Origin of the sequence: uncultured Pseudoxanthomonas sp. (genome assembly GCF_947498795.1) — a bacterium.
Lineage (GTDB): Bacteria > Pseudomonadota > Gammaproteobacteria > Xanthomonadales > Xanthomonadaceae > Pseudoxanthomonas_A.
Genome location: NZ_CANMLQ010000012.1, coordinates 1 through 12,558 on the forward strand (window position 1 = coordinate 1; position 12,558 = coordinate 12,558).

At 64.5% G+C, this 12,558-nt stretch carries 13 protein-coding genes and 2 pseudogenes; 4 read left to right on the top strand and 11 right to left on the bottom strand.

All coding sequences use genetic code 11. The features are described from left to right. Positions 1–285 (top strand): annotated as a pseudogene (locus Q0907_RS17850) (hypothetical protein); the annotation flags it as partial. Here Q0907_RS17850 and Q0907_RS17855 read toward each other — a convergent pair. From Q0907_RS17855 to Q0907_RS17870, 4 genes and pseudogenes are all read right to left on the bottom strand, one after another. After that, the gene (locus Q0907_RS17855) at positions 286–495 is read right to left on the bottom strand and encodes a hypothetical protein (protein ID WP_299347253.1); all 210 of its coding nucleotides are present in this window, start codon (positions 493–495) and stop codon (positions 286–288) included. Between the two features lie 49 nt (positions 496–544). Continuing rightward, the gene (locus Q0907_RS17860; RefSeq protein WP_299347255.1) at positions 545–1,186 is read right to left on the bottom strand and encodes a hypothetical protein; all 642 of its coding nucleotides are present in this window, start codon (positions 1,184–1,186) and stop codon (positions 545–547) included. Positions 1,187–1,287: 101 nt separating this feature from the next. Continuing rightward, positions 1,288–1,971: pseudogene (locus tag Q0907_RS17865) on the bottom strand (tyrosine-type recombinase/integrase); the annotation flags it as partial. After that, positions 1,937–2,245: a hypothetical protein gene (locus Q0907_RS17870; protein WP_299347257.1), complete on the bottom strand. Its 309-nt coding sequence runs from the start codon at positions 2,243–2,245 to the stop codon at positions 1,937–1,939. The gene Q0907_RS17870 and the pseudogene Q0907_RS17865, both read right to left, overlap by 35 nt. 112 nt (positions 2,246–2,357) lie before the next feature. On the opposite strand from Q0907_RS17870, the gene Q0907_RS17875 reads away from it, so the two are divergent. Continuing rightward, on the top strand, positions 2,358–2,678 hold the full coding sequence (locus Q0907_RS17875) for a helix-turn-helix transcriptional regulator (RefSeq protein ID WP_299347259.1): 321 nt from the start codon (positions 2,358–2,360) through the stop codon (positions 2,676–2,678). A 29-nt stretch (positions 2,679–2,707) separates the two neighbouring features. Here the strand turns inward: Q0907_RS17875 and Q0907_RS17880 are convergent, their stop codons facing one another. The 4 genes from Q0907_RS17880 to Q0907_RS17895 form a co-directional block, all read right to left on the bottom strand. Next, complete coding sequence (locus Q0907_RS17880) at positions 2,708–4,372, bottom strand: phosphoethanolamine--lipid A transferase (RefSeq protein WP_299347261.1); 1,665 nt, start codon at positions 4,370–4,372, stop codon at positions 2,708–2,710. Further along, positions 4,369–5,082 (bottom strand): phosphatase PAP2 family protein, encoded by a 714-nt coding sequence (locus tag Q0907_RS17885; RefSeq protein ID WP_299347262.1) that lies wholly within the window; start codon positions 5,080–5,082, stop codon positions 4,369–4,371. The genes Q0907_RS17880 and Q0907_RS17885 overlap by 4 nt, the downstream gene beginning before the upstream one ends. 170 nt (positions 5,083–5,252) lie before the next feature. Continuing rightward, a complete protein-coding gene (locus Q0907_RS17890; RefSeq protein WP_299347320.1) occupies positions 5,253–5,744 on the bottom strand; it encodes a transcriptional repressor in 492 nt (163 codons plus the stop codon). Positions 5,745–5,804: 60 nt separating this feature from the next. Next, the gene (locus Q0907_RS17895; RefSeq protein WP_299347264.1) at positions 5,805–7,949 is read right to left on the bottom strand and encodes a TonB-dependent siderophore receptor; all 2,145 of its coding nucleotides are present in this window, start codon (positions 7,947–7,949) and stop codon (positions 5,805–5,807) included. A gap of 144 nt (positions 7,950–8,093) precedes the next feature. Here Q0907_RS17895 and Q0907_RS17900 point away from each other — a divergent pair, with 144 nt between their 5' ends. Continuing rightward, positions 8,094–8,771, top strand: coding sequence for a response regulator transcription factor (locus Q0907_RS17900; protein ID WP_299347322.1), 678 nt, complete (start codon positions 8,094–8,096; stop codon positions 8,769–8,771). After that, on the top strand, positions 8,768–10,060 hold the full coding sequence (locus tag Q0907_RS17905) for a HAMP domain-containing sensor histidine kinase (protein WP_299347266.1): 1,293 nt from the start codon (positions 8,768–8,770) through the stop codon (positions 10,058–10,060). Before Q0907_RS17900 ends, Q0907_RS17905 begins: the two co-directional genes overlap by 4 nt. Here Q0907_RS17905 and Q0907_RS17910 read toward each other — a convergent pair. The 3 genes from Q0907_RS17910 to Q0907_RS17920 are packed head-to-tail and all read right to left on the bottom strand — an operon-like array spanning position 10,057 to position 12,428. After that, on the bottom strand, positions 10,057–11,415 hold the full coding sequence (locus tag Q0907_RS17910; RefSeq protein ID WP_299347268.1) for a sensor histidine kinase: 1,359 nt from the start codon (positions 11,413–11,415) through the stop codon (positions 10,057–10,059). The two genes, Q0907_RS17905 and Q0907_RS17910, sit on opposite strands and share 4 nt — an antisense overlap. Then, positions 11,412–12,089, bottom strand: coding sequence for a response regulator transcription factor (locus tag Q0907_RS17915; protein WP_299347269.1), 678 nt, complete (start codon positions 12,087–12,089; stop codon positions 11,412–11,414). The genes Q0907_RS17910 and Q0907_RS17915 overlap by 4 nt, the downstream gene beginning before the upstream one ends. Next, on the bottom strand, positions 12,090–12,428 hold the full coding sequence (locus Q0907_RS17920; protein ID WP_299347271.1) for a PepSY domain-containing protein: 339 nt from the start codon (positions 12,426–12,428) through the stop codon (positions 12,090–12,092). Positions 12,429–12,558 lie beyond the last annotated feature (130 nt).

Consider the following 12,558-nt stretch of genomic DNA (forward strand, 5'->3'; position numbering starts at 1 on the left):
CTTCTTCACGTCCAATCTCCTTGGGGTTGGGGATTGGACTCCAGATCGCGGTGCTACTCAAAATTGGGGGGACGTCGCCTGTTCAAGTACGAAAAGCTGTTTGGCGGTGCCGCTGAAGATGGCCAGACAGCCTCGACTCGCCGCTTGTTCTATGTCACGTGCAGTCGCGCAGAGCGTTCACTAGCCCTGGTCGCTTATGCGCGCGAACCAGAACGCATTAGAGCCCACCTGCTTGCCAATGAGTGGTTCGCGCCGGAAGAGATATCGCTCGGGCTACCGAACTGACTATTTAATGCGCTCAACTCGAACCGCACGAGGAACACCCTCCACCAACATTCTGTAACCGCCGTCGTTCGTGATCGTGACACTGGGGCGGTACGCATAGCGATAGTGATAGTAATACTCCCGCTGCTGCCAAATTTGCCCATTTGAAAGCTGGACAATGGTGTTGCCATCCCAGCCATTGAATTCACCATCAATGCGTGACGTGCTCATGGTGTGCTCCTGAAAGTCTGCGAAATAGGAATCTTCGGATTAAAGCGAACTACAGGCTGGCGCCCGGGTACTTCATGAAATGCACGCCCTGCTCATTGAGGATTGACGCATAGCGATCATTGGGACAGACCACCATGATCTTGCCGCTGAAGGCCGTGCGGTAAAGCTGTAGCTGGCGCATCAGTTCCCCCACCGTGGGCAATGTGGCCTTGGCCTCCACCAAGATGCGAGGTGCTCGATCAGAAGTCCAGGCGAGTTCACAGCCGGAAAACACTTGGTTTCGATGGCCGTGGCCGTTGGATTGCTCGGTGTAGGTGAACCCTACTCGAGGAAGCTCGGTTTCGATGAGCACGTCGGCGTACCCCACGATGCGCTCGATGTCACCGCGCACGCCGGTATAAGAGCGCAAGACACATTCCAACGATCGCTTGGCGACCCGCGGACTGGGGCGCGGCGTGCTGTTGGCGAAATCCAGACTGGCCTGCACTATGGTTTCGCGCTGGGCATCATTGTAAGCAGGCGTATCCAGATCATGCGATGTCCAGTCGCGACCAAACTGCTCCGGGTATGCAGCGCGGAAGATCGCGTCGGCATTTTGGTAAGCCCACAGGCAGACGGTATCGTGATCCGGGCTCTTGACCTCGGCGTCCCAGAAACCAATTTGCTGCACCTTGTCTCTGGACGTTGCCATGCGGGAGCGATCTGCTGGTTGTACCGGTAACGGCGGGAATGTCTGCTTAGCTTCAGACAAGCTCCACCGTAACGACCTCCAGGCTCACCAGCTGAGACGGCTTACGGTGGCGCCACGGAGAGGTCGTCGTCCAGCAGGCAGGCCGCCGGGTTTTGGGCGGCACTCCCGGCTTGGAAATAGCCCATCACGCTGGCCACCGCCCGGTGCTCGGTCATCGCCATCAAGGCGGGCAGGGCAATGCCTTGGCGAGCACCTTCGGTCACGAAACCCGAGCGCAGACTGTGCCCGCCAAAGTCGCCCTCCAAACCGGCCAGGTCGGCACGACGCTGGATGATGGAGGCCACGGCCTTGTCGCTGAGCCCGGGCCCCACGCGCTGGCCCCAAAGGCGGCGAAAGATCGGCCCTTCGGTGATCGCTGCAGCCTCCAGCCACGCGGCGAGGGCGTGGGCGGCCGTCCCCAGCACTGGCTTGTCCGGCATGGAGCCGGCCGTAGGACCGGCCTGCTGGGTCTTGCTGTGCCCCAGCCAGTACACGTAGCCGCCGTCGGGCAGCGCCCGCAGGTCTGCGAGGTCAGCGGCCGCGATCTCGCTGCGCCGGCGCCCGCCAGATGCAAACCCGAAGCAGAGCAGGGCGCGATCGCGCAGTCCTTCGAGGGAATCGTCGCAGGTGGCCAGCAGCGCCTCGAGCTCCGGTCGCGCCAAGGCAGTCTTCTTGCGTGGTCGTACGCCTTGCTTGACCGCAGCTCGCCGACTACGCGCGAGCAGGTGCCGTACAGCCGGTGCCTGGGGTTACCTCGGCGTCCGGACGGATCTGCCAGCGATCGGCCGGCCAGGGCACCTGGATCAGCGCCCGGCTCTGCAGGGCATCGAGCACACGCACGGCGGCACTGCGCGTGGGGGCCAAGGGGATGCGCTGGGCCTGGGCTTTGAGCAATGCGGCCAGGAACAGCGTTCCGCGAAGCCCCAGCTCGTCGAGCGTGGCGATACCGCCGGGCCTGGCGGTGTGGCTGGCCGAGCCAGCGGTGCCGGTGCCGGCGGGACGGCCTGTTGCGCGGGTCATGACACCAAAAACTCTGGCAGTGGCGGTTGCCCAAAAACTAAGGATATCTTAGTATGCAAGGCAGGGTACATCCGCCATCCTTATGGGGTTTCCATAGGGTGCGCGCGTACCTGTGTCCGTCGACTCACTACCGACCTTTGCCCGACGCCTGAAACAAGCCCGCATGTACACGGGCCTGTCGCAGAAGGACGTGGGCATCCGGGCCGGTCTGGATCCTCACGTGGCCAGCCCCCGCATCAACCAGTACGAGCGTGGCACGCACGAACCCAAGCTGGAGACCGCCGAGCGGCTGGCCCAGGCCTTGGGCGTTCCGGCCGCCTTCCTGTACACCAACGACGACCTGCTGGCCAAAGTGCTCCTGCGGTGGGCCTCATTGACCAAGCAGCAGAAGCGCGAGTTGGTGAAGCTGATCGAAGCCGTCCCGGAGAAGTAGCCAAGGACGGCTGGGCCAGTGCGCTGTCCTTAGGACCCTGGCGCCCGGCAGGACCGGTACAGGTCCTGGTCCGGTTGGTACAGGGCCGTACGCACATCAGTCAGGCCCAGCAAGGTATGGAACAGGTTGTCGTGGCTGTAGGCGGCACTGGCGTTCTGGCGGACGCAATGTAGGTCCAGGCGCGTGTGCTGCTGCCAGCCATGTGAGAACCAGGCCACCATCGGCACCTGCAGTTGTTCCTTCGGCGCAATGGCATAGGGCATGCCATGCAGGAAGAGTCCATTCTCGCCGAGCGATTCGCCGTGATCGGAAACGTAGATCATCGCTGTGTCGTAGTCCGACATCTGGGCCAAGGCGTCGATCGTGTTGCCCAGGACGTGGTCGGTGTAGAGCAGGGCATTGTCGTAGGCATTGACGATCTGCTCGCGCTCGCAACGTCCCAGGTCCGAGGTCGTGCATTCGGGCGTGAACCGCGCGAACTGGCGGGGGTAGCGCTCGGCATAGGTGGGGCCGTGATTGCCCAGCATATGCAGCACGATCACCTGGTCGCCGCGGTGGGTCCGCGCTTGCTGGGCCAGGTCCTTGATCAGGATCTGGTCGTAGCAGCGATTGCCCTCGCAGACATCGGCATCGGTGCGGGCGTGCAGATCCTGGATCTCCAGACCACTGCACACGCCTTTGCATCCGGACTGGTTGTCGCGCCAGAGCACCCGCACCCCGGCCCGTTGCAGGACGTGCAGCACGGACTGGTGGCCGCGGATCGCCTTCTCGTTGTAGTCCTTGCGCCCATAGGGAGAGAACATGCACGGCAGGGAGACTTCGGTGCTGCTGCCGCAGGCGCTCACGTGGGGATAGTTCACGACATTGCGCTTGGCCAGGGCAGGGGTCGTCTGCCGGGCGTAGCCACTGAGTCCCCAATTGGCGGCCCGCGCGGTTTCGCCCACCACCAGTACCAGCAGGCGTGGCTTGCGCGTGCCGGCGGCCGGACGCTGGACCGCATCCTCGCCGATCGGTAGCTGCACCCGGGCCTTGCCCGGAGGCTCCTCGCTGATGACCTTGGCCAGGGACACCACCACGTTGGCCGGAGTCACCAGGTAGCGCACTTCACGCTGGTTGCGCAGGAACGAGCTCAAGGCCTGCAGCGAAGTGGCCGCGCCTAGGGCTCCCAGCAGGGCCATGGCCACCAGCAGTCCCACGCGGGCCAGAAGCGCGCGGGCCCACGGACGGCGGGTCAGCTCGATGCGGGTGACCAGTAGTACCGCTGGCACCGCCGTCACCAGCGGAATGAGTAGATCCCAGCCCAGCAGGTCGTGCGCCTCGCGCCAATCGGTCTTGATCACGTTGCGGACCATATCGGCATCAATGTAGATGCCGTAGGCGCTCATGTAGTGGCCCGCCATGGCGGCCAGCACGATCAACACCATCAGCGTGGCGCGCCACAGGCGAGGCCACAGCAGCAAGGCCAGCAAGAACCCGTTGACCGCCGTGATCAGAACCACCAGGGAGAAGACCCAGCGGATCTGGATCGGGGAGGGCACCGCTGCCTTCCAGAACATCGCGTTGCTGGCAAGGGTGAAGTACACACTGGCCCACAGGATCATCGCTTCGCTGCTCAAGCGCAGGCGCCAGGCCCACGCTGCCCGCAGATGATCGCCCCAAGCAGCCGGGGCCAAGGTCTTGAGCGCCGTGCTCATGCCGCGCTCCTTTCGGAGCGCGCCAGCAATTCAACCGCGCAGGCCACCCACCAGCACAGCGTCAGACTGGCGATGTCGTGGGATAGGAAGTGGGCCCCGCGTAGTTGCTGGGCCAGGCCAAAGCTCAGTCCCAGCAGCAACCCGATGGCCAGACCGGCCCAGCGCCATGACGGCCGTACCGCGGCAAAGAAGAAGTACAAGCCGATCCATGCAAAGCCCGTGGCGGCATGGGCGGCAGGGAAGCACTTGGGCGAGCCGAGGATTTCCGGGCGCGGTGTAAGCAGGGAAATGAACGGTCGGGTGCCATCAAAGGCACTGAGGTCCCACGGACAGTCCATGTGGGTCGTGGCCTTGAGCACTCCGACCACGATCGTGCACAGCAGCGTGGTCAGCAGCAGGCGAGCCAACGGCGCGTGCCAACGCAAGCGCGCTCGTTGCGGCCAGCGCACCAGCAGCAGCACCAGGCCGGTCAGCCATGCCAGCATGCTGAGCATGCGGCCGCCGCGATGCAGGAGCGATTCCAGCAGCCAATGCTGCTTGAGCGACCAGTGGCCGCCCTGCAGCTCCAACAGCGCGTGCGCGAGCGGGAAGTCGGCCCGCTGGGCTAGCAGGTACAGCGCGATCAGGACGAAGGAGGAACCGGCCAGCAAGGCCAGCAGGGAGCGACGTGCGGGCAAAGCCATCGCGCGCGAGCTGGAGACAACCAACATGAGCACACAGGGGGTGGGAAACGATGGGGCGCATGCTCAGGCACACGGTGTCCGATTGCGGTCGGACTGCTGTCGCCATCGTGTTAATTCATCTCCGGGGCCAGCTTGGAACTGCCCGCATTGCGCCGGCATTCATCTGGATCGCGCGTGTGGATCGCGCGTGCGTGGCGCTACAGGCCCGTGCAGCGATGACACAGCGCCAGGATCAAGACTTCTTGGTCGCTGTAGCCCAGGTTGCTCATGGTCTGCATCAAGGCCGGACCCAGCATTGCCTCCGGTGCCGTGGCCGATTGGCCACACTGGGGGCAGGCCAGACGCAGGGCAGGCTGTGCTTGCCCTGCGCTGTAGACGATCTTGCCACCGGGCAGGCGAAAGCTGTTGACCAGGTCCGCGCGCGCCAACTCGGCCAAAGCCCGGTACACCGAGACACGGCTCAGGCGACCATCCAACTGTTGATAGAGCGCATTGGGCGTGACCGGCCGATCGAGTGCTCGCATGTGCATGAGGATGCGCACGCGGGTGGGGTTGGCCGGCAACCGGGCTCGACGCAAGTCCGCCAGGACGCTCGGATCCCGGATGTCGGGGGCTGCTTCTGGGGCTGGCAGGCCGGCAGGGCGGCGGTGCGGGCGTTCAGAACGGGGCACGTGCAACGACGATCTCATGTCCAGGAGGTAACGTGCGTGCAGGCCAGCGGTTGACCCGCTGGCCTGCACCTTGCGCACTCAGAAGCGCCAATCAATGCCCACGCGCAGCGCACGCGGCGTGCCGGGCATGATGTTGGTGTTGCTATGGGCCGAGGCGTAGTACTCCTCATCGAGCAGGTTCTCGATGTTGGCCTGCAGACGCAACGAGGGGGTGATGGCGTAATAGACCGCGGCATCCACGCGGGTGAAGCTGGGCAGCACCACCGCCTGATCCGAGGAGACGAAGACGTCGTCGCGGTAGATCACGCCCAGGCCGGCGCCGAAGCGCGGCGTGAAGTCGTAGCGGTTCCACAGCGAGAACGAGTTCTCCGGCACCTGACCCAGCTGATTACCATTCTGGGCCCCCGGGGTCTGCACCTGGCTGTCCTGATAGGCATAGCCGGCCATGACCTGCCACTGCTCGGTCAGGTTGCCCGCCAGGCCCAATTCCAGACCCTTCACCCGCTGACCGTCGACCAACAGCGACTGGGTGGGGTTGTTGGGGTCCGTGATGGCCACGTTGGTGCGATCAAGCTGATACACCGCGGCGGTGAAGGACAGGGCATCATGGATATCCCACTTGAAGCCCACTTCCTTGTTGGTGAACTTTTCCGGATCCAGGGCGCGGTTGCTGGCCGTCAGCGAGGCGAGCTGCTCACCGGCACGCGGCACGTAGGAAATCGCGTAGCTGGCATAGATGGAGGTCGCCTCGGTGGGCTTGTAGATCAGTCCCGCACGCGGGGACACCAGGTCATCGCTGCTGGACAGACTGGTGGCGGTGCGACGGTTGTACAGATCGGCCTCGAAGCGATCAAAGCGCACGCCCAACAGGGCCTGCCAGTGCGGGGAGAATTCGATCTGGTCCTGGACATAGAGCGCGGCGGTCTTGGCCACACTGTTGTTGTCCGCATCGGTGGCGCTCTGGCGGAACTGCACCGGACCGGTGTAGTGCGTGTTGGGCAGGGTCACGAAATCGGACGTGGCCGTGGGACTGACCGCGGTGAAGTAGCCGGTCTGACGGTAGTTGTCGGTTTCCTGGCGGCCCAGCTCCAGACCGGCCAGCAGCGTGTGCTGGACCGCGCCGGTCGCAAACTTCGCGGTCAGATCGGTCTGATTGAGGATGTTTTTGCGCTCGGTCAGATTGTTATAGGCGCTGATCGCCACGCGGTTGGTGGCCGCCGTATACGCGCCGGGGAACACGTTCTGGTAGAACTTGTCGTAGTTGGCCACGCGCGTCTGATTGACCAACGTGACCTGCGGGCTGAACTCGTGGCGAACGCGCGCGGTCAGGGCATCGATCTCGGCCCAGGTGGGGCTCAGCTCGGCGCTGCCAAAGAAGGTCGCCTCGTCGATGCGCAGGGGACGGCCCAAGTAGGACGGCACGCCACGGTCGGTCACGCGGTCGTCCTCGAAATGCTCATAGCCCACTTCCACTTGGGTGTCATCGCTGAGGCGCCAGGTCAGGGTCGGGTTGATCGCCCACCGCTCCAGGGTGACCTCGTCACGGAAACTGTCCGAGTCTTCGTAGAAGCCCGTCACGCGCACGGCCAAACTGTCGTTGAGCGCCTGATCCACGTCGCCGGTCACGCGATAACTGTCCCAGCTACCCACCGTCAGGCCCAGGTTGCGCGCATTGGACCAGTCAGCCTGCTTGGTGACGCGATTGATCAGGCCGCCGGAAGCGCCGCGGCCGAAGATCATGCCGCCCGGGCCCTTGAGCACTTCCACGCGCTCGACGTTGTACAGGTCACGGTAGTACTGCACGTCATCGCGCAGGCCATCGATGAAGAAGTCGGCCGTGGAGGTATTGCCGCGCAGGATCGGCGCATCGCGGTGGCCTTCGCCCTGAGCCATCTGCACGCCCGGTACGTAGCGCACCACATCGCCCATGTTCTGCATGGCCTGATCGCGGATCAGGCCTTGCGAGATCACCGTCACCGACTGCGGCACATCGCGCAGCGGGGTATCGGTCTTGGTCGCTGAACTGATGCGAAGGACCTGATACTCATCCTTGTCACCGACAACTTCAATGCCGTCTAAAGTAGTCGCGTCCTGCGCCGTGGCCTGCTGGGCCAGCGCGTTGGTGCTGAGCACCAGCGCCAGCGGCGCACCGTACAGAGCGCGACTGATCAACTGGGACAACGGATTGACGGGGGTCTTTCGGGTGGTTCGAGGACCGGACATCGGGGAGGGACTCCAAGTGGGAAAGGGTTGTTGCAAACAGAAACGCGAACGATTCGCATTAGGGTAGATTTAGATATGTCAGATCCTCGTCAGACTGTGGCGGCCCGGCGGGCCGCGGCCGCCCAGCGCCAGAGCGGGCCGTCCATCCGGGTGCTGTTCGTGGAGGACAACCAGGGCCTGTTGGCCAACGTGTTCGACTTCCTGGAAAAGCGCGGTTTTGTCCTTGATGCCGCACCCGATGGGCCTTCTGGATTGCAGTTGGCCTTGGAGGGGCAGTACGACGTGGTCGTGCTGGATTGGATGCTGCCGCGCATGGATGGCATCGAAGTCCTGCGCCGTCTGCGCAGCGCAGGCTCGGATGTGCCGGTGTTGATGCTGACCGCGCGCGATCAGATCGAGAGCAAGCTGGCCGGCTTCGAATCCGGCGCCGACGATTACTTGGCCAAACCCTTCGACATCACTGAACTGCAGGCGCGCTTGCAGGCCCTGTCGGCGCGGCGCTCAGGCCGCCAGCGCGTGCTCAGAGTCGCTGACCTGACCTACAACCTGTCCACCCACGAGATCAGTCGCGGCGACCGCACGCTGCAGCTCTACAGTGGCAGTCGCGCGATTCTGGAAATCCTGATGCGCGAAAGCCCCAATGTCGTACCCAAGGCGCGGCTGGAAGCGGCGATCTGGGGCGAGGAGCGACCAGACAGCGACATGTTGCGCACCCACGTGTACGAACTCAGGCGTCGTTTGGACTTGCCGGGCGAGCCCCCGTTGTTGCACACGATCAGTCGGGTCGGCTATCGCCTTTACAGCGCGGGTGACACCCCATGAGCCGGCCGAGCCTTCGTCGTCGCCTGATCGTGGGTTTGATGGCTTACCTCGCCATCCTTTCGGCGGTGTTTGTCACCCATGGCTATTGGGTGAACGAACGGACCGAGCAGGCGGTGTGGGAGTCGCTGCTGCGTAGCGAGATGGAGTTCTTCACCACACGTCGCGCGCAGGATCCGGATCACTTCGCCCCCAATACCGATTTGCTGCAGTTCTTTGATGGCAAGACACCCGCGCCCGCAGCCTTCGAACGGCTTGCCCCGGGCGTCCACGATGAACTGGCCATCGGCCATCGCCAGTATGTAGTGCTGGTGGAACAGGTCCCGGGCCAGCCGGGCAAACGGGTGCTGGCGCTGGACATCACCGATCAGGAACAGGACGAAGTGGTGCTGGCCACCCGGCTAGGCGCCTCGGTGCTGTTGGTGGCGCTGCTGTTGTCGGCGTTGATCTACTTTGGCGTGGACAGGCTGATCAAGCCGTTGACGCAGCTGGTCAAGACCATTCCCACGCTCAAGCCTGATGGGCGTGGTCCTGCGCTGGAAGTGGCACCCTCGGCGCCGAGCGAGATCGCGCTGATGACGGACGCGCTCAATGGCTACGGCCTGCGGATCCGCGATCACATCGAGCGCGAGAAGGAGTTCATCAACCTGGCCAGCCATGAGCTGCGCACGCCCATTGCCGTGATCACCAATGCCATGCAGGTGGCGCTGGATCATGAGGACACCGCCGATACCGTGCGGCCCTACTTGGAGCGCGCCCATCGCACCTCGGTGGAGATGAACGAGCTGTCCAACATGCTGTTGGCCCTGGCGCGCGAGCCGACGCGTATTCAGAAAGAAGCGCGTGAAGTCGACCTGGCCGAAGAACTGCCCAGCATCATCGAAGACCACACCCTGGTGGCCGACAACAAGGAGTTGTCCATCGAGTCGCAGTTGCTGGCGCCGTTCCGCGTCGATGCGCCCCCACAGGTGGTGCGTGCGGTGATCAGCAACCTGCTACGCAATGCCATCGAGAACAGCGATCGCGGCAGGATCCTGATCCAGGCCAGCGGACTGGCTACGCTTTCGATCCAGGATCCCGGGCATGGGATGTCCGGCGAGGAAATGAGCGCGCTGTACACCCGCCTGACCCGAGGCGGCATTGTGCGCTCGGGCGGAATCGGGCTGGGATTGATCGCGCGTATCTGCCAGCACTTTGGTTGGAAACTGCAACTGGATTCGCAGGTACAGGGCGGCACAGTGGCCAGCGTCACCTTTGCCCCGATCGCGCAGGATCGCCCTCTCGGACACTAGGTGGTCGGTGCCAGCACCGACCAGCGCAATGTCACCTGCAGGCCACCCAGAGTAGAAGTACCCAGCGTGAGTTGGCCTTGGGTGGCCTCGATGATGTCGCGGGCAATGGATAGCCCAAGTCCGTGGTTGCCGCTGCCGGTTTCATCCAAGCGACCGCCGCGGGAGAGCGCTTCCTCGGTGCTGATGTTCAAGCCCGGCCCGTCATCTTCCACCGACAGTTCCAGGACCTGGCCGTCGGCGTGCCCGGCCACGCGCACCTGCCGTCGGGCAAACCGGGTGGCGTTCTCCATCAGGGCGCCGAGCACTTCCATCAGGTCGTCCGCTGCGATCGGCACCTGCAGGTCCGCGGCCAGGTCGATGTCGTAAACCAGCGCACTGCCGCGCTCAGTTCGCTGGAGCACATCGACGATGCGATCGGCCACCTCGTTGGGGTGGGCGTGGGCGGTAGTGATGCCATCGCGGATGGCCGCTGCGCGCGAACGCGCAAGCTCGGCCTCCAACGCCGCGCCGGCTGTGGCGATCACGCGATCCAGGTCGTCGGCCAGAGCCGATTGCTCCTTAGCCCGCACGCGCCGGCTTAGCGCCGCCATCGCCGCCAGCGGCGTCTTCAGCGAGTGGGCCAGATCCGCTGCGCGACGGCGGGCGCGGACTACATCGCGCTCGCGGGCTTCGGCCAGTCGGTTGATGGCCATCGTTAGCGGTGTCACCTCGCTGGGATAGCGGCTATCCAGGCGTTCGCTGGGGCTGCGTTGCAGACGCTCAAGCTCCTTGCGCAGGCGCCCCAACGGGCGCAGTCCCAGGTAGATCTGCAGCCAGGCCGCGACCATCAACATCAGCCACAGCCCGGTCAGGAACAGCCCCAACTCGCGCCGGAACTGGTTGCGTGCCACCCGCAGGTCGGCAATGTTCTGCGCCAGCTGCACGGTGACCGGACCGCGCGCGCCCTGCACGCTGACCGCACGCTCCAGCACCATCACCCGTTGGTTGAACGGACCGGTGGCTTCGCCCACGCGCCACTGATCCGTGGGCGGCGTGCTGGGGGAGGGCAGTTCTTCATCCCACAGCGACAGCGAGCGTGCGGTTCCGCCCGCAGTGGTGAGCTGCCAGTAGCGCCCCCCCACCGGACTGTCGTAGCGCGGGTCTGCCGGTGGCGCGGCCAACTGCGGCTTACCGGCGGAATCGACGCTGATCTCGGCGACCAGGCGCAGGGCTTCGCGCTCCAGGTCTTCGGCCACACGCCGCTCGATGTGACGGGAGAACAGCAAGCTCATGGCAAACAGTGCCAACGTGAGCGTGGCCAGCATCGTGATCGCCGCGCCGAGCATCAAGCGCCATCGCAGCGAACCCGAACTCATGGATCCGCAGAGCCTGGGCCGCGCCCGATCTGGTACCCGAATCCGCGTCGGGTCACGATGATGTCGCTGCCATGCTTGCGGCGCAGGCGCAGCACCAGCGCCTCGATGGCGTTGGTATCGCCCGACTCGCTGGCCCCGTACAGGTGCTCGGCCAACTCGCCGGCCGACACCGCGCGATCGGCCTGATGGGCCAGGTAGTCGAAGAAGCGGTACTCCAGGGCCGACAGTTGGATGGGCTTATCGTCCAGCGTGGCACTCATGCGCCGGGTGTCCAGGATCAGGCGCCCACACTCCAGCTGCGCGCTGGTGTGTCCGGCGGCGCGCCGCACCAACGCACGGGCACGGGTGACCAGCTCACCGATCTTGAAAGGTTTGGACAGGTAGTCATCAGCGCCGGCTTCGATGCCCTCGACCTTCTCGGTCCAGTCCCCGCGTGCCGACAGGATGAGAATGGGGAAGCGGCGTTCGGCCGAGCGCCAGCGCCGCAGCACCGACAGGCCATCCATGCTGGGCAGGCCCAGATCCAGGATGCAGACATCGTAGTCCTCGGTATCGCCCAGGAACCACGCCTGCTTGCCGTCCTCGGCGCACTCGACCACGAAGCCGTTGGCGCTCAGCGCCGAGGCCACGTCCGCGCGCACATCCGGATCATCTTCCACCAGCAGGGCGCGCACTCATTTGTCCTCGATCTTGATGATCTCGCCGGTCTTGGCATCCAGATTAACTTCCCTGATGCGTCCATCGGGCGTGAGGATCTTGACCTCGTACTTGGGGCCCGCCTTGTACTCGATCTCGATGATGTCGCCCGGCACCCGGGTAGTGGCGATCTGCATGATACGCGCCAGGGGCAGGATCTCACCGCGCTGCAAGGCGGCCAAGGCGGCCTGTTGGGCTTGTTGTTTGGCCGCGCGCTCTTCGGCCTTGCGGTCCTTGTCTTTGCCCAAGGCGGGCACGCACATGCCGGCCAGTGCCACGCAGCAGGCCAGGAATAGGAAAGGCAGACGAGAATGCATGCCGGCTAGGATTCCACCCCCTAGCTGACACGAAACTGACGTGCCCATGCGGGTCGATGTCAGCTGTGGGCGGGTACAACATCACCATCGCCTCCCACCGGGGCGACCATGGGGATGGGAGCGCCCCCTC